At 70.8% G+C, this 15,741-nt stretch carries 15 protein-coding genes; 12 read left to right on the top strand and 3 right to left on the bottom strand.

The window, feature by feature from the left end:
* The first annotated feature begins 72 nt into the window (after window positions 1-72).
* From ACEYYH_RS12490 to ACEYYH_RS12455, 8 genes are all read left to right on the top strand, one after another.
* Window positions 73-1,221, top strand: coding sequence for a CpaF family protein (locus ACEYYH_RS12490; protein WP_374974711.1), 1,149 nt, complete (start codon window positions 73-75; stop codon window positions 1,219-1,221).
* Entirely contained in the window at window positions 1,218-2,078 is an 861-nt protein-coding gene (locus ACEYYH_RS12485) for a type II secretion system F family protein (RefSeq protein ID WP_374974710.1), read from the top strand. The genes ACEYYH_RS12490 and ACEYYH_RS12485 overlap by 4 nt, the downstream gene beginning before the upstream one ends.
* Entirely contained in the window at window positions 2,066-3,007 is a 942-nt protein-coding gene (locus tag ACEYYH_RS12480; protein WP_374974709.1) for a type II secretion system F family protein, read from the top strand. Before ACEYYH_RS12485 ends, ACEYYH_RS12480 begins: the two co-directional genes overlap by 13 nt.
* Before the next feature lie 30 nt (window positions 3,008-3,037).
* Complete coding sequence (locus tag ACEYYH_RS12475) at window positions 3,038-3,226, top strand: hypothetical protein (RefSeq protein WP_374978216.1); 189 nt, start codon at window positions 3,038-3,040, stop codon at window positions 3,224-3,226.
* Between the two features lie 4 nt (window positions 3,227-3,230).
* Window positions 3,231-3,665, top strand: coding sequence for a TadE family protein (locus tag ACEYYH_RS12470; protein WP_374974708.1), 435 nt, complete (start codon window positions 3,231-3,233; stop codon window positions 3,663-3,665).
* Window positions 3,640-4,113, top strand: a complete 474-nt coding sequence (locus tag ACEYYH_RS12465; protein WP_374974707.1) for a TadE family protein — start codon at window positions 3,640-3,642, stop codon at window positions 4,111-4,113. Before ACEYYH_RS12470 ends, ACEYYH_RS12465 begins: the two co-directional genes overlap by 26 nt.
* On the top strand, window positions 4,110-4,562 hold the full coding sequence (locus ACEYYH_RS12460) for a pilus assembly protein TadG-related protein (RefSeq protein WP_374974706.1): 453 nt from the start codon (window positions 4,110-4,112) through the stop codon (window positions 4,560-4,562). The genes ACEYYH_RS12465 and ACEYYH_RS12460 overlap by 4 nt, the downstream gene beginning before the upstream one ends.
* 345 nt (window positions 4,563-4,907) lie before the next feature.
* Window positions 4,908-5,732 carry a serine protein kinase RIO gene (locus ACEYYH_RS12455; protein ID WP_374974705.1) on the top strand — a complete coding sequence of 275 codons (825 nt, stop codon included), beginning with the start codon at window positions 4,908-4,910 and terminating at the stop codon, window positions 5,730-5,732.
* A gap of 67 nt (window positions 5,733-5,799) precedes the next feature.
* On the opposite strand, the gene ACEYYH_RS12450 is transcribed toward ACEYYH_RS12455, so the two are convergent.
* The gene (locus tag ACEYYH_RS12450; RefSeq protein WP_374974704.1) at window positions 5,800-9,654 is read right to left on the bottom strand and encodes a S8 family serine peptidase; all 3,855 of its coding nucleotides are present in this window, start codon (window positions 9,652-9,654) and stop codon (window positions 5,800-5,802) included.
* A gap of 123 nt (window positions 9,655-9,777) precedes the next feature.
* On the opposite strand from ACEYYH_RS12450, the gene ACEYYH_RS12445 reads away from it, so the two are divergent.
* On the top strand, window positions 9,778-10,752 hold the full coding sequence (locus tag ACEYYH_RS12445) for a transcriptional regulator TrmB (protein ID WP_374974703.1): 975 nt from the start codon (window positions 9,778-9,780) through the stop codon (window positions 10,750-10,752).
* 8 nt (window positions 10,753-10,760) lie between these two features.
* On the opposite strand, the gene ACEYYH_RS12440 is transcribed toward ACEYYH_RS12445, so the two are convergent.
* A complete protein-coding gene (locus ACEYYH_RS12440; protein ID WP_374974702.1) occupies window positions 10,761-11,090 on the bottom strand; it encodes a hypothetical protein in 330 nt (109 codons plus the stop codon).
* Window positions 11,087-12,412: an MFS transporter gene (locus ACEYYH_RS12435; protein ID WP_374974701.1), complete on the bottom strand. Its 1,326-nt coding sequence runs from the start codon at window positions 12,410-12,412 to the stop codon at window positions 11,087-11,089. The genes ACEYYH_RS12440 and ACEYYH_RS12435 overlap by 4 nt, the downstream gene beginning before the upstream one ends.
* 25 nt (window positions 12,413-12,437) lie before the next feature.
* Between ACEYYH_RS12435 and prfB the strand changes: the two genes are divergently transcribed.
* The 3 genes from prfB to ftsX all read left to right on the top strand — a co-directional run bounded on the left by prfB (window position 12,438) and on the right by ftsX (window position 15,692).
* The gene (prfB, locus tag ACEYYH_RS12430) at window positions 12,438-13,550 is read left to right on the top strand and encodes a peptide chain release factor 2 (RefSeq protein ID WP_116193014.1); all 1,113 of its coding nucleotides are present in this window, start codon (window positions 12,438-12,440) and stop codon (window positions 13,548-13,550) included.
* A gap of 85 nt (window positions 13,551-13,635) precedes the next feature.
* A complete protein-coding gene (gene ftsE / locus ACEYYH_RS12425) occupies window positions 13,636-14,781 on the top strand; it encodes a cell division ATP-binding protein FtsE (RefSeq protein ID WP_374974700.1) in 1,146 nt (381 codons plus the stop codon).
* A complete protein-coding gene (gene ftsX, locus ACEYYH_RS12420; protein ID WP_116193016.1) occupies window positions 14,778-15,692 on the top strand; it encodes a permease-like cell division protein FtsX in 915 nt (304 codons plus the stop codon). The genes ftsE and ftsX overlap by 4 nt, the downstream gene beginning before the upstream one ends.
* Window positions 15,693-15,741: the final 49 nt, after the last annotated feature.

The raw sequence follows: 15,741 nt of genomic DNA, 5'->3' as shown, positions 1-15,741 counted from the left end.
CCGCTCGGGCGCGTGCCGCGCATCTGTGGATAACTTTCGGCTGGCTCCGCGGCGAATTGGGAGGATGCTGACGTGACCTCCCCCGCCGCCCCCGTCGCGACCGTCGTGGCGGAGCGCGTGCGCGAGCGTCTCCGGGCAGAGCGCTCCGATCCGACCCGCGATCCTGAGTTCGCGGCGCAGATCGCACGCGCCGAGGTGCGCCGTCACAACGACTTCGCGCTGGCGCGCGGACTCGCGCCTGTCGACGACGAGACCGCGTGCGTGCGAGAGGTGCTGGCCGCGGTGTCCGGCTTCGGGCCGCTGCAGGCGTATCTCGATGATCCGACGGTCGAGGAGGTGTGGATCAACGCCCCCGACCGCATCTTCGTGGCCCGCGGGGGAGTGCCCGAGCGCACGCCGCTCATGCTCACCGATACCGCGGTGCGCGATCTGGTGGAACGGATGCTGCAGTCCAGCGGCCGTCGGGTCGACCTGAGTCAGCCCTTCGTCGATGCATCGCTCCCGGACGGCAGCCGGCTTCACGTCGTCATCCCCGACATCACGCGCCGTCACTGGGCGGTCAACATCCGCAAGTTCCTTCCGGCGTACCGCGATCTCGGGAGACTGGTCGCCGCGGGCTCCATCGCTCCGGAGGCCGCGACGCTGCTGCGCGACGCGATGATCGCGGGGCAGTCGGTGCTGGTCTCGGGGGCCACGCACGCCGGTAAGACGACGGTGCTCGGCGCGCTCATCGCGGCGTGCCCGCCCGAACACCGGATCGTGACGGTGGAGGAGACCTTCGAACTCGCCGTCGCGGCGTCCGATCTCGTCGCCTTGCAGGGCCGGCAGCCGAGCCTCGAGGGCACCGGCGAGGTGACCCTCCGCCGTCTGGTGAAGGAGGCGCTGCGCATGCGCCCCGATCGCCTCGTCGTCGGCGAGGTGCGCGATGCCGAAGCGCTCGACCTGCTGCTTGCGCTCAACACCGGCGTCCCCGGCGCGGCGACCATCCACGCCAACTCTGCACGCGAGGCGCTCGGCAAGCTGGCGGCGCTCCCGCTGCTGGCGGGACGCAACATCGACTCGAGCTTCGTGCAGCCGGCGGTGGCGGCATCCGTCCATCTCGTCGCGCATTGCGAGCGCGACGCGAGCGGAGCGCGGCGGGTCGTCGAGATCGTCGCGCCGACCGGCGTCGCAGACGGCGTCATCACCGCGCACACCCTGTACCGGGCGGTCGCCGCGTGACCTTCGTCTGGGGCGCGGTGCTCGCCGCCGGACTCCTGTTGACACTATCGCCGTGGCTCTGGCCCGGGGGGTCACGCCCCCGCACCGCTGCGACGCGGCGCGGGCGGGTCGCGCGCCTGCTCGAAGACGCGGGCATGGCGCGGGTGTCGGTGCCGTCGATCGTCGTGGCCGCCGGTGTGAGCGGCGCGATGGCGGCGGCGGTGGCCTGGCTCATCGCTCCGGTCGCGGCCCTCGCGCTCGTCGCCGCCGTCGCCGGTGCGCTCGCGCCGTTCACCTGGCTGCGGGCGCGCCGTTCCCAGCTGCTGCGCACGCGGCGCGCACTCTGGCCGGACGTCTGCGATCTGCTCATCGCCTCCGTGCGCGCCGGGATGTCGCTGCCCGATGCTGTGGCGAGTCTCGCCGACTCCGCACCCGCCGAGCTGCGACCGGCGTTCGCGGCCTTCGCCCGCGACATGGCGGCGTCGGGGCACTTCGACTCGAGCATCCAGCGGCTGAAGACCACCCTGGCCGACCCGGTCGCCGACCGCATCGTCGAGACGCTGCGCATGGCGAGACAGGTCGGCGGCACGGAACTCACAACGGTGCTGCGTGCCCTCGCCTCGTCGGTGCGCGCGGATGCTGCGCTGCGGGCCGAGGTCGAGTCGCGTCAGTCGTGGATCCGCGGCGCGGCGGTGCTGGGCGTGATCGCGCCGTGGGTGATCCTCGCGATGCTTGCGATGCGTCCGGAGGGAGCCCGCGCTTACGGCAGCCCGGGCGGTATCGCGCTCATCCTCGTCGGCGCGGCGGTGTCGCTCGTCGCATACCGGCTCATGATCCGGCTCGGCCGTCTTCGCGAGCCGCGGCGGTGGTTCGGGTGATCGGGTTCGCGCTCGGCGACGTCGCCTACGCCGTCGTTCTCGGCACCGCGCTGGGTGTCGGGGTCTGTCTGCTGATCTCGCTCGCGCCACGGTGGGGCGCCCCCAGCCTGGCACGGCGGATCGCGCCCTACATCCGAGATGTCACCGACCCACGCGGCCTCGACGTGGCCGCGCCGGCGGGCGGGAGCTCGCCGTTCGCGCTGTCGGCGTTCGCGCATCGGCGCCTCGCGCGGTTCGCCGGTGGCGACGCGGTGCTCACCCGGCGCCTGCATCAGGCGGCGTGGACGATCGACGCGGCGCGCTTCCGCGGGCGACAGCTCGCGTGGGCGATCGCGGGCCTCGCGATCGGCGGCGGCGTTGTGGTCGGCCTCGTGCTCGTCGGCCGCGGATCGCCCGTTCTCGGGCTGTTGCCCCCGGTCGCCGCCGTTGCGGCAGCATTTGCGTACGACGCATGGCTCACGCGCGCGGCGCGGACGCGAGCCGCACGCATCGAGGAGGAGCTGCCGACGGTGCTCGAGTTCCTCGCGCTGTGCCTGTCGGCAGGCGAGGGGATCCTCGACTCGCTGCGGCGCGTCAGCGACGTCGGTGCGGGAGAGCTCACCGCCGAGCTGCGCGGCGTCGTGGTCGCGGTCGGCACCGGCTCGCCGCTGTCGGAGTCGCTCACGCGCCTCGCCGCAGGTCTTGAGATTCCTGCCCTCACCCGCGCGATCGATCAGCTGGTGGCGGCCATCGAGCGCGGCGCCCCGCTCGCACACGTGCTGCAGGCGCAGGCGATCGACGCACGCGAGGACGCCAAACGCACGCTCATCGAGCGCGCGGGACGCAAAGAGATCTACATGCTCTTCCCGCTCGTGTTCTTGATCCTGCCGCTCAGCGTGCTGTTCGCGGTGTTCCCGGGGATCTTCATGCTTCGACTCGGACTCGGCTGACGGCCGGAAGGAGAAATGATGAAAGCACGGATGCTGCGCCTCACGGCTCGACTTCACGCGGCGGCGCGCGACCTCGCCGACGACGACCGGGGAGACGTACCGGGGTGGGTCCTCATCACACTCATGACCGCGGGCTTGGTGGTCGTGATCTGGGCGATGGCCGGCCCGGCTCTCGCCGACCTGTTCGAGCAGGCGATCAGCCGCGTCTCCGGACTCTGACGCCGTGCGCGTCGTCCTCGCCCGCGCGACGTCGGGCGTGCGCGCCCGACTCCTCGCGGACCTCCGCGACGACGCCGGGGCGAGTCCGGTGGAGTTCGTCCTCGTCGGCACACTGCTCACCTTCCTGACGCTGGGAGTGCTCCAATTCGGGCTCGCGGTGTACGTCCGCAACGTCGTCCACGATGCCGCCGTCGAGGGCGCGTACCACGCGGCGCTCGCCGACACGACGCTCGCCGAGGGCGCCCAGCGCACGCGTGACATCGTGGGCCGTACGATCGGCGCCGAGTACGCGACCGACGTCATCGTTCACGAGACGGCGGCGCTCGGCCAGCAGACGGTCGAAGTGCGCGTTCAGGCGACGCTGCCGCTGGTGGGACTGCTCGGCACACCTCGCGGGCTGGAGGTGACGGCGCATGCCCCCGTGGAATCGTTCGACTGACACTCCGACCGCCGGCCTGCTCGGCGACGACCGCGGCTCCGCGGCGCTCGAGTTCATCCTCGTCGGCCTGCTCCTGCTGGTTCCCCTCGTCTACCTGGTCGTCGCACTCGGCATGGTCCAGGGGCAGGGCCTCGGTGCCGAGGCCGCGGCGCGCCATGTCGCACGTGCCGTGTCGACGGCGAGCGACGTCGACGACGCGCGCGCCCGCGCGGACGCCGTGCTGGCGTCCGTGACGGAGGAATACGCACTCGATGACGTCGTCCTCTCCATCGAGTGCGTGCCATCGGGCGCCGCGTGTCCGCGAGCCGGTGCCACCCTCCAGGTGAGCGTTCGCACGGCCGTCACGCTGCCGCTCGTGCCGCCGGTGCTCGGACTCGACCGCGTCGCCGCGGTCCCGATCGAGGCGTCGGCGGCGCACAAGGTCTCGCGGTTCTGGAGCGAACGGTGATCGCGCACGTGCGTCGCACGCTCGCCGCGCGCTTCGAGGCGCGCGAGGCGGACGACGAGGGGAGCGTCCTCATCCTCACCCTTGGATACGCCGTCCTCGCGATCGCCGTGATCCTGGTCTGCACCGCCGCGACGAGCCTGTATCTCGCGCAGAAGCAGCTCGATGCGGTCGCGGATGCCGCAGCCCTGGCGGCCGCGGACGGCTTCGACCTGTCGGTGGTCGGCGGTGAGCCCGTCGCGACGCTCACCGACGCGGGCGTGCGTCGGGAGGCGGAGGCCATGATGGGCGCCGTCGGTCCTGACGCGCGTCTGGTTGCGGCGTCGACCCCCGACGGTGTCTCTGCGCGGGTGACGGTTGCGGGGGAGTGGCATCCGCCCGTCGTCACGATGTTCGTTCCCGAAGGCGTCGCTCTCGAGGCGACCGCCACAAGCCGGACCGCTCTACGCTGACGCGCGGGCGTCAGGCCTCGGTGGCCGCGGCGCGTGCGGCGAGCGCCACCGCCTCCATCCGCGAGTGCACACCGAGCCTGCCGAGCAGGTTCTGCATGTGGGCGCCGATGGGTCCTCAACAGATGGATGCTGCGGCCCATGCGGGCGCAGATCACCCCAGTGACGCGCAGCGCGCGCGTGGGCTAGAGTTGCGCGCAGTCGGTGCCGGCTCACGCACCGCACCCTGGACCGGAGGGAGGAAGAACGATGGCTGTCTTCGTCATGCCTCGCATCCGCAATCCCTTCCGCGAGGTCGCCCCAACACGTTGATCCGTCGGCGGCCTCCAGTCCTGGAGTGTCCCACCGATGTCATCCGAACGCCTCGACGCGACCGCATCCGTTCTCTCGCCGGAACTCGAACCCGGCCCCGATCAGCGCTGGTCCACGTGGCCGGCCTCTCCGCCCACCCAACGCGGCCCGCTGCCGCATCCGGACTGGGTCGTCACCGCGTCCGGCGCGTTCGACACCGAGCTGGGCGTCGTCAAGACCGGCAAGGAAGCCGACGTGCACCTCATAGAGCGCGCAGTGCCCGGCGCCGCCGGCGTGCTCCTCGCAGCCAAGCGCTACCGCAACGCGCACCACAGCGATTTCCACCGCTCGGGCAGCTACGAAGAGGGCCGCACGATGCGCAACACCCGCGACGCGCGCGCCGTCAACCGCAAGTCGGCGTACGGACGGTCGGTGGCCGCGGGGCATTGGGCCGCCAGCGAGTTCGACGCGCTGTGCCGCGCGTGGCGCGCCGGGGTTCCCGTGCCGTACCCCGTGCAGGTGAGCGACACCGAGGTGCTCATGGAGTTCGTCGGCGACGGACGCGTCGCCGCGCCGCGCCTGGCGCAGAGCCGCCTGCACGGCGACCAGCTGCGGGACGCCTTCGATCAGGTCGTCGGCATCCTCGAGGCGTTCGCGCACGCGGGGTTCGCGCACGGCGACCTCTCGCCGTACAACCTGCTCGACCACGACGGCCGCGTCGTCGTCATCGATCTGCCGCAGATCGTGGACGTCGCTGCGAACCCGCAGGGGCTCGACTTCCTCTACCGGGACGTCGTCAACGTCTCGACTTGGTTCACCCGGCGGGGTCTCGACAACGATCCCGAGGACGTGTTCGCCCACCTCGTAGCGATGCTCTGGTGATGCACGCCGACCCGCGGCGAACGCCAGAGACCCCGGCGCACGTGCGCCGGGGTCTCTGTACTCAGGGTTAGCGGACGCCCTTGGCCGGGGTCGCCTCGAACGCCTTCTCGATCTCCTGTGTGAAGGTGTTGCCCTCGGCGTCCCTCGCGGTGACGCGGAGGTCGACCCAGCCGCCCTTGTCGGGCACCGGGATCTCGGCCGCGTAGCCGCTGACCCACGCACGCGACGCCGCGAAGATGTACCCGTCGCCCTCGACCGCGCCGGTCGGGGCATCCGTCTTCGCGCTCTTCATCGTGACCGGCACCCACCCGCCACCCGCGGTGCGGGCTTCGAGCGTCGCGTCGGTGATCGCGCCGGCCGGAGCGGTGCCGGCGACATGACCGAGCTCGAGACCGAGCGGGATCGGCGAGCCCTTGCGGCGGCCTTCGCCGACACGGTTCTCGTCGTTCACGTCGACGTCGTAGTACGCCTGGATCATCGGCAGCAGTCGGTAGTCCCAGTCGCCGAGCTTGCCCGTCGCGCGGAAGGTCCAGTCGCTGACCGTCTTCGTCGACCCGGCGAGGTGTGAGCCGTCGTGCGTCGCAGCGCTGACCACCCGCCAGTCGTGCTCGCCGTCGGGCAGGTCGAAGACATTCGCGCCCTGGTGCTCCTTCTGGGCGAACAGTTCGCCGTCGATGTAGATGTCGGTCAGCTGCTGCACCGTGGAGGGTTCCATCCAGGTGTCGAAAGCGCCGGTGTGCTCGCCGTCGCCGCCATCCGCCCAGCTCGGGATGTTGATCTGGGCGTAGTCCGACGCGAGGTACGGCACCCAGTAGCCCGTGCCGACGTACGGCCGCACGATGCCGCCGTAGTAGTCGGCCTCGGTGCGCTCGCCGCGGTCGTAGGTGCGCTTGACATCGCGCATCTCCCAGCCGACCGAGGTGATGAATGCCCCCTGGTACCAGCGCAGCCCGTCGGTGTTCACCCACTCCTCGCGCTCGATGCCCCTCTGGGTGCGCAGCGGGAAGCCGCTGCCGTACTCCGCGCCCGGCACGAAGTCGTACCGGAACTCGCCGATCTCCTCCGTCTGCCCGATGTATCGCGTGTCGATGCGGGCGAGGTCCTCGGCGCTGTGCCGGTAGGCCAGGTCGGCCGGGATCTCGCCCTCGCCGAAGTGGGCGATGTCGTAGGTGACCTCGGAGGTCGGCTCGCCGACCGCCGAGAGCGTGACCTTCTTGTGGCCGCCGAGTTGCGCCAGCAGCTCACGCCCCTCCACGCCGCTGACGGCCGCGACCGGGATCGAGACGCTCGTCGTGTAGTCCTCCGATCCGACCCATTCGCTGAGCTCGCCGTCGCCGTCGTTGACGACGATCAGCAGCTTCGCTCCCGCCGCGGCCGCGTTCGCGGTGCGAGCGGATGCTGAGACCTCCGCCGACCGGGTGACCACCGCGATCTTGTCCTTGACATTCGCGGCGGCGAACTCCTCGACGCTGCCCTTTCCGGCGTCCACGGCGGCCGCTTTGAACGAGCCGTCGAGGAACGTCGAGCCGATCTGCACGATCAGGTCGAGCGGAGTCTTGCCCGCCGAGACGGTCAGCATCGGCGTCTGCAGCCGCCAGCGGGTCGCCCAGGAGAACTCGGCGTCGTCGACCTTCATCGGCTGCGCCCACATCTCGTCGGTCCACACCGGCATCATCGCGCTCGCCGCGAAGTCGTCGACGATCACGTCCATTCGGCGGAAGACCTGGTCGAGCCCTTTCTGGCCGACGTCGACCGTGACCTGCTCTGTGGTGCGTGCGTCGAGGGCGACCGTACGGTCCTGGTCGAGCTCGAGAGTCGGCTCGCCGACGAGCACGCTGGCGATCGTGTCGGGCGTGCGGTTCAGCTCCATGAACGACATCACCGTGTACTCGCCCTTCAGGAGACGCAGCGTGGTCTCGCCCTCGACGAGCACCGGCTCTGCCCACTGTGTCGCCGGGTCCCACAAGAACGCGTAGGTCGTCGTGGGGTCGCCGTCGAAGTCCGTCGCGGTGAGCGTGAGGTCGTACCGTTCGGCCTCGGCGATTGTTCCGAGTGCGGTGCGGGTGACCGGCTCGCCGTCGACAGACGCCACGAGCATGCCCGACAGCTGGGTGCCGGCCGGGACCTTTGCCGGATCCACCGTCAGCGTGGCCGACCGGCTCTCGCCCGCGGGGATGGTCAGCGTGTCGACGTCCATGGTGAGCGCGTCGAACGCGATGCCCGCCGCCAGCGGCCCCGGCTCGCCTCCGCCGGCTCCTGGCGTGGTGTCGCCGAGGTTCGCCGAGAGGGCGACGGTGATCTCGGCATCCGTGCGGTTCGTGTATTCGACCGTCCGCTGGACCGGAGTCGGGGCCTCGCCCCACATCAACATGCCGAAGTCGCCCGAACCGGCGGCGATCACCGGCGCGTCGAGCGCAGCCGCGACGTTCACCACGCCCGTGCCGCCCTGGTAGGCGGTATAGCCGACGTCGGTCGTGGTGCTCGCGATCGCGGCCTTCAGCTGCTCCTTCGTGTAGCCGGGGTAGGCGCTCAGCAGGATCGCGGCCTCGCCCGCCACGTGCGGCGTCGCCATCGACGTGCCGCTCATGGCGATGTAGGCGCCGTCGCCGCCGCTGTCGGCGGAGCGTGCGGCAGTGACGTCGTTGCCGGGGCCGGTGACGTCGGGCTTGAGCGCGCCCGAGCGTGCGAGCGGGCCCTGGCTCGTGAACCACGACAGTGCGCCGGACGGGTCGTCGACCGAGCCGACGGTGAGTGCCTGCTCCGCCGAGCCGGGTGCGCCGATCGTCTCGGGGGCGCCGGCGTTGCCGGCCGCGACGACGAAGAGTGCCCCGGTCTCCTTCGAGATCCGGTTGAGCGACTCGGCCATGAGGTCCGTGCCGTCGGAGGCCTGCGTCGAGCCGAGGCTCATCGAGACGATCGGGGCGTTCTGGCCCGCCCACTCCATCGCGTCGATGATCCACGAGTCCTGGCCCCAGCCGTCGGCGCCGAGCACCTTGCCGACGAGCAGCTGGGCGCCGTGGGCGACGCCGCGGTGCGTGCCGCCGCTGGCCGCGCCGGTCCCGGCGATGGTCGAGGCCACGTGCGTGCCGTGACCGTTCGGGTCGCTGTCGACCTCCTCGCCGGGCACGAAGCTCTTCGAGTCGGCGAGCACGTGGCCCTGCAGGTCGGGGTGGGTGTCGTCGTAGCCGGTGTCGAGCACGGCGACGGTGACCCCTTCGCCGGTATGACCCTGGGCCCACGCCTCGGGGGCGTCGATGTAGGGCACGCTCGAGTCGAGGGTCGCGCGCACCTTGCCGTCGAGGTGGATCGCCTCGATGCCACCGCCGAGCGAGGGCGTCGCCGAGAAGCTCCGGGCGGTCGGGGCAGTGAGCGACTGCCAGGCGGACGCCGCGTCGCTGTGGCCGAGCGTGGCCGCGGCACCGCCGATGCTCTCGAGAGGTGTCTGCACCTCGAGACCGGGGACCGGCGCCGAGAAGGACCGCGCGGCTGCGGCGTCCTGCTGCACGATGACCGGCGTCGCATCGACGGTCGCGTCGTCGTAGCCGTACCCGATGAGCAGCGACACGTTGAAGAGGTCCGCGTCGAGCGCGCCCGATGCGAGGTACGGCAGTGCACTGTCGGGAACGACGTGGAGGTCGCCCGACGCCTCGTACGTGCGGGCGCCGGCGCCCTCGACGGCGGTATCGATCGAGACGGCGTGGGTGCCGTCTCTCAGGTCGGTGACGGTGACGCGGTCGCCGGTGATGAGGGTGACGGAGTGGGAACTGCGGGCGGTCGCCCGCGAGGTGGGGGAGTCGTCTGGGGCGGAGGTGGCGGCCGCCGGCAGAGTGGTGAGGCCGATGCCTGCGATGCCGATCGCGAGGCCGCTTGTGGCGGCGACGATCGGACGGAGGCGAGGGCCGAAGGGCTTGGGTCGTGACATTGCGCGAGCCTCTCGGTGTGGGGATCCGTGTACCCCCACCTTCCTGTGCGCAGTGCATAAAGTGGATGGCGGAGAAATGCCATGGCATGCATCCGCCAACGTGGGCGGGTCACGATGGACGACATGGAGAAGGTCGCCGTGCTCGATGCGCTCGGTCTCGATGAGGCCCACACCGCGGTCTACCGCTGCGTGCTGCAGCAGCCGTCCGCCTCGACGGCCGAGATCGCGTCGGCGCTCAGCATGTCGCTGCCGCGCACACGACCGATCGTCGCCGAGCTCGAGCGGCTCGGCCTGCTCGCGCGTCAGGCGGCACGCAGCGACCGGTACGTGGCGTCCCCACCGTCGATCTCGCTGCGCCCCCTGCTGCTCGAGCGCGAACGGGGACTCACCCGCGCGCACGAGGCGCTGGTCGAGCTGAGCGATCTGTACCGGCGTTCCGCCGAGCAGCGCAGCGTCGCGGACGTGGTGGACGTCGTCATCGGCGACGACGCCGTGCGCCAGCGCGTCGCGCAGCTGCAGGCCGCGTCCGTCGAGCAGGTGCGCGTGCTCGTGCTGCACGAGGTCGCGCTGCTCAGCGGCGAGGAGAACATCGAGGAAGACCGCGCGCTCGCCCGCGGCGTGCGCTACCGCGTGATCGTCGAGAACGCGGTGCTCGAGCGTCCAGGCTTCCTTGCCGCGGCGCGCGAAATGGCCCAGATCGGCGAGGAGATCCGGGTGCTGCCCACGCTGCCCACGCGCATGTTCATCGCGGACGACCAGATGGCACTGCTGCCCATGCACTCGCAGGGCGAGGACGAAGGCTTCGGCGCCCTGCTCATCCACCCGAGCGGCCTGCTCGATCTCGTCACCTCGATCTTCGAGGAGTACTGGCGGACGGCCGCAGAGTTCCTGCCGATCGCCGCCGTGCCGACCTCCGACGACGTGGACGGCGATCTGCTCCGTCTGCTTCTGCTGGGGGTGACGGATGCTGCGGCCGCCGCGCAGCTCGGCATCTCACTGCGCACCGTCCAGCGTCGTGTCGCCGAGCTGATGGAGACGGCCGGCGTGACGACCCGCATGCAGCTGGGTGCGGAGGCCGTTCGACGGAACTGGGTCTGACGCGCCGGCTACCAGCCGTAGGCGTTGAACCATTCGCGGCGACGCCGGGTCTCCGCATCCGTCTCGTCCGCGTCCGACCTGTCATGCGCCACGAGCCTGCCGTCGTCGAGCGGGATGAACCGCAGGCACACCGGGCACAGCGCGCGGCCGTCGGGGAAGCCGTCGGCCAGTCTCACGGCGGGCTCGCCCGGCTCGTCCGATCCAGGGCAGTGCGCGGGATCGGCGCCGGCGTCCGCCCACATGATCGTGCGGTGGCGGTGCAGACCGGCGTGCCCGAGGGGGCGCGTGCAGCGCCTGCCGCCGCTGCGGCTGCGGCAGAACTGCATGACCCCGCTCACGGACGGCCCCGCGGCACATAGCGGGGCACCCACCGCACGAAGGCGACTGCGCCGACGAGGCCGACTGCGCCCATGATCCCGGTGGCGACGGAGAGGGAGGCGACGGCGGCGATGCCCGACACCAGCAGCGGTGCGACCGCCCCGCCGGCGTCGGTGAGCGTGCGCCACGACCCGAGGAACGGCGCCGGGTCCGCCTTCGGCGCCACGTCGGCTCCGAGGGTGAGGAGGATGCCGCTCGACAGGCCGTTGCCGACGCCCAGCACCGCGGCGAACATCGCGAACCACATCGCCGCCTGCGGAAGGTCGTGCGTCAATGCGAGCGCGACGAAGCCCGCGCCCATCAGGATCATGGCCGGCAGCGCTGCCCACAGTCGACCGAAGCGGTCCATGACCTGCCCGCTCGCGTAGAAGAGCGCGAAGTCGATCGCCCCCGAGATGCCGACGACGAGGGCGATCGTCTGCGCGTCGAGGCCGATCGACACACCCCAGAGCGGCAGCACGACCTGGCGCGCGGAACGGACGGCGGAGAGGGATGCTGCGGCCAGGCCGAGCGTCGAGAGCACGCGGCGGTGCCGCCACATGGTGCGGATCACGCCGGTGCCCGGCCCCGATCCCGAGCCGTCGGCCGCCGGGCGGCTGCGGTGGACGGGGATGGAGCCCGTGACCGGCTCGCCCGTATCCTCCGTGTCGACCGCGTCCTCGCGCGACGTCGAAGACGTCGGCGCGAAGAACTGCCGCTCGGGGTCGGGGCCGAGGAGAACGAGCAGCACCGTGGCCACGAGGCATCCGCCGAAGAACCAGATCGCGGCGTGCTCGTCACCGAACAGTGCGAGGAGGCCGGCGGCGACGAACGGTCCGACGAACATCCCGAGGCGGAACGTTCCGCCGAGCAGCGACAGCGCGCGGGCGCGGAACGACAGCGGCACGCGCGTCGTCATGAACGAGTGGCGGGCGAGGCCGAAGGCCGCGGCGCAGAAGCCGATGAGGAACACCGCGATCGCGAAGATGCCGAGGGACGGCGCGAGCGCCATGCCCACCACGCCTCCGAGCGAGATGACGCCCGCGATCGCCATCGTCACGCGCTCGCCGATGCGGGCGACCGCCCAGCCGGCCGGGATGTTGCCGCAGAGCTGGCCCACGACGAGCGCCGAGGCGACGAGCGCGGCGGTGGCGACATCCGCTCCGAGCTGCGCGGCGATGACGGGGATCAGCGGGATGACGGCGCCCTCACCGAGCGCGAACAGCACGGTGGGGCCGTAGACCATCGGGCCGAACCGCCACAGCACGTCACGAGCGGTGGGGGAGCCTGTGTGATCGGTCATCGCTTCCACGTTAGTCTGGAGTGTCATGCTCGACTTCGATCCCTCCGCCGATATCCAGGCCCTGCGTTCCACGTTCGCCGACATCAAGGCCGTGGTCGACGTCGAGGCACTCAACGCCGACATCGCCCGCCTCAGTGAGGAAGCCGGCGCTCCCAATCTCTGGGATGACGTCGAGAAGGCGCAGAAGGTCACCAGCGCCCTGAGCCACCGACAGGCCGAGCTCAAGCGCATCACCGACGTCGAGCAGCGCCTCGACGATCTCGATGTGCTCGTCGAGCTCGCCAACGAGATGGACGACGAGGACTCCGCCGAAGAGGCGCGTCACGAGATCGCGGAGCTGGAGGACATCGTCAGCCAGCTCGAGGTGCAGACGCTCCTCGACGGCGAGTACGACGAGCGCTCGGCCGTCGTCACGATCCGCTCGGGCGCGGGCGGCGACGACGCCACCGACTTCGCCGAGATGCTGCTGCGCATGTACCTGCGCTGGGCCGAGCGCCACAAGTATCCGGTGAAGGTCATGGACACCTCCTACGCGGAGGGCGCCGGCATCAAATCCGCGACGTTCGAGATCGACGCTCCCTACGCCTACGGCACGCTTTCGGTCGAGGCGGGCACCCATCGCCTGGCGCGCATCAGCCCGTTCGGCTCGGCCGACAAGCGCCAGACCTCGTTCGCCGCGGTCGAGGTCATCCCGGTGATGGAGGAGGCCGTCGAGGTCGACATCCCCGAGAACGACCTGCGCGTCGACGTCTTCCGCTCGTCGGGCCCCGGCGGCCAGTCCGTCAACACGACGGACTCCGCCGTGCGCCTCACGCACATCCCGACCGGCATCGTCGTGTCGATGCAGAACGAGAAGTCGCAGATCCAGAACCGTGCGGCCGCCATGCGTGTGCTCCAGACCCGCCTGCTCCTACTCAAGCGCGAGGAAGAGGCGGCGAAGAAGAAGGAGCTCGCCGGCACGATCACCGCGAGCTGGGGCGACCAGATGCGCTCGTACTTCCTCTACGGCCAGCAGCTCGTCAAGGACCTCCGCACCGGCCACGAGGTGGGCAACCCCGCGATCGTCTTCGACGGCGACCTCGACGGCTTCATCTCGGCGGGCATCCGCTGGCGCAAGCGCAAGGACGACGACGACTGATTCGGACGGCACTCGGCGAACCGATGCGCAAACGTCGAGTGTCGCTGGACTGTGCCCCGGGGCCTCCGCATAGGCTCGTTAGGCCATGATCCGGTTCGAGAACGTCACGAAGCGCTTTCGCGGCACTTCCAAACCCGCCCTGAGCGATGTCGATTTCGAGGTGCTGCGCGGGGAATTCGTCTTCCTCGTCGGCGCGTCGGGATCCGGCAAGTCCTCCTGCCTGCGCCTGATCCTCCGAGAGGAGACGCCGTCCGAAGGGCGAGTCGTCGTCCTCGGCCGCGACCTGCGCACGCTGTCGAACCGCAAGGTGCCGTATTTCCGTCGGCACGTCGGCGCGGTGTTCCAGGATTTCCGGCTGCTGCCGACCAAGACCGTGTTCCAGAACGTCGCGTTCACGCTGCAGGTCATCGGATCGTCGCGCGGATTCATCCAGCAGGCGGTGCCTGAAGTGCTCGCCCTCGTCGGCCTCGCCGGCAAGGAGAAGCGATTCCCGCACGAGCTGTCGGGCGGTGAGCAGCAGCGCGTCGCGATCGCCCGCGCGCTCGTGAATCGTCCCCAGATCCTGCTTGCCGACGAGCCCACCGGAAACCTCGACCCCGCGACATCCATCGACATCATGCAGCTGCTCGCGCGCATCAACGCCGGTGGCACCACCGTCGTGATGGCCACGCACGAGGCCGGCTTCGTCGACCAGATGCAGCGGCGCGTCATCGAGCTGCGTCACGGCGAGATCATCCGCGACGAGCGTCACGGCGGCTACGGCGACCGGTCGAGCCTGCCGAGCCTGGCTCCCGAGCCGGAGCGGGGTGCCGCAGCGGTCGCCGCCCTCACCGCGGTGCTCGAGGTGCAGCGCGAGGCCGCCATCGCGGCCGCCGCGGGCCTCGACCCGACAGCGGTGCAGGACGACGACGACGAACTCGTCGGACTGGACACGGATGCTGCGTCCCCGGCCGCGTCGCCTTCCGCCGGCGTCGCCGCCGCTGCGGCAGCTGCGGCAGCGGCGGTCGCCGTCACCGCCGCGGAGGCACAGCAGGCGGAGGGGCTCGCACAGGCGCTCGAGGAGCCCGTCGCCGAAGCCGCGCCCGAGGCATCCGCTCCCGCAAAGCCGACCCACACGCAGCCGATTCCGCTCGTCGACGCCGTCGAGCTGCAGGTCGAGGAGCTCGGTCTCGCAGACCGCCTCGGGTTGGACGACCCGAACCGCGACGACGAAGTGGGGCCCACCTCATGAGGTTCGGTCTCATCATGTCGGAGGCCTTCACGGGCCTCAGGCGCAACGTCTCGATGGTCGTGTCGGTGGTGCTCGTCACGTTCGTGTCGCTGACGTTCGTCGGCGCCGCGATCTTGATGCAGATGCAGATCGGCACGATGCGCGACTTCTGGGTCGAGCGTGCGCAGGTCGCCGTGTACATGTGCACGAGCATCTCGACGCCGGCGACGTGCTCGAACGGTGAGGCGTCGCCGGAGCAGGTCGAGGAGGTGCGCGCCAAGCTCGAAGGCAGTGCGCTCGCGCCACTCATCCGGGATCTGACGTTCCTCGACCATCAGGCCGCTTACGATGAGCTTCTGCAGATCGCCGGCGAAGAGAACGCGAGCCTCATCACGCCTGAGCAGGTGAACGAGACGTTCCGCATCACGCTGGTCGATCCGGAGCAGTCCGACGTCATCATCGAGGCGTTCAGCGGCATGCAGGGGGTCGAGCTGGTCAAGGACCAGATGCAGTACCTCGACCCGCTGTTCTCGGCGCTCACCATCGCCACCTACATCGCCGTCGGGATCGCGGTGCTGATGCTCATCGCCGCGGTGCTGCTGATCGCCACCACGATCCGGCTCTCGGCCTTCGCGCGAAGACGGGAACTGGGCATCATGCGCCTGGTCGGGGCATCCAACCGCTTCATCCAGACGCCGTTCATCCTCGAGGGCGTGATCGCGGCGCTGCTCGGATCGCTCCTCGCCAGCGCGGCCGTGATCGCGGGCGTGCACTTCGGCGTCAACAACTATCTGCGCAACCGGGTCGACTTCGTCACCACCTGGGTCGGCATGGCCGATGCGTGGATCGTGGTGCCCGTCCTGATCCTCGTCGGGGTGGTCCTCGCGGCCCTGTCGGCGAGCTTCGCGATCCGGAGATGGCTGCGCGCGTGATCGCCGGCCCCGCCGCAGGGGTAGACTGACAGGCTGCCGTCCGCCCTTC

The sequence above is a fragment of the Microbacterium trichothecenolyticum genome (assembly GCF_041938625.1).
Classification (GTDB): Bacteria; Actinomycetota; Actinomycetes; order Actinomycetales; family Microbacteriaceae; genus Microbacterium; species Microbacterium trichothecenolyticum_D.
The sequence above is the reverse complement of the archived record's forward strand: the minus strand, read 5'-3'. Positions and strand labels throughout refer to the sequence as shown.

Excerpts from the sequence above, each read along its gene's own strand:
- ACEYYH_RS12475 (WP_374978216.1), top strand. The coding sequence starts at position 3,038 with ATGCTGCGCCTCACGGCTCGACTTCACGCGGCGGCGCGCGACCTCGCC.
- ACEYYH_RS12465 (WP_374974707.1), top strand. The coding sequence starts at position 3,640 with ATGCCCCCGTGGAATCGTTCGACTGACACTCCGACCGCCGGCCTGCTC.
- ACEYYH_RS12455 (WP_374974705.1), top strand. The coding sequence starts at position 4,908 with ATGTCATCCGAACGCCTCGACGCGACCGCATCCGTTCTCTCGCCGGAA.
- ACEYYH_RS12450 (WP_374974704.1), bottom strand. The coding sequence starts at position 9,654 with ATGTCACGACCCAAGCCCTTCGGCCCTCGCCTCCGTCCGATCGTCGCC.
- ACEYYH_RS12445 (WP_374974703.1), top strand. The coding sequence starts at position 9,778 with ATGGAGAAGGTCGCCGTGCTCGATGCGCTCGGTCTCGATGAGGCCCAC.
- ACEYYH_RS12435 (WP_374974701.1), bottom strand. The coding sequence starts at position 12,412 with ATGACCGATCACACAGGCTCCCCCACCGCTCGTGACGTGCTGTGGCGG.
- prfB (WP_116193014.1), top strand. The coding sequence starts at position 12,438 with ATGCTCGACTTCGATCCCTCCGCCGATATCCAGGCCCTGCGTTCCACG.
- ftsE (WP_374974700.1), top strand. The coding sequence starts at position 13,636 with ATGATCCGGTTCGAGAACGTCACGAAGCGCTTTCGCGGCACTTCCAAA.
- ftsX (WP_116193016.1), top strand. The coding sequence starts at position 14,778 with ATGAGGTTCGGTCTCATCATGTCGGAGGCCTTCACGGGCCTCAGGCGC.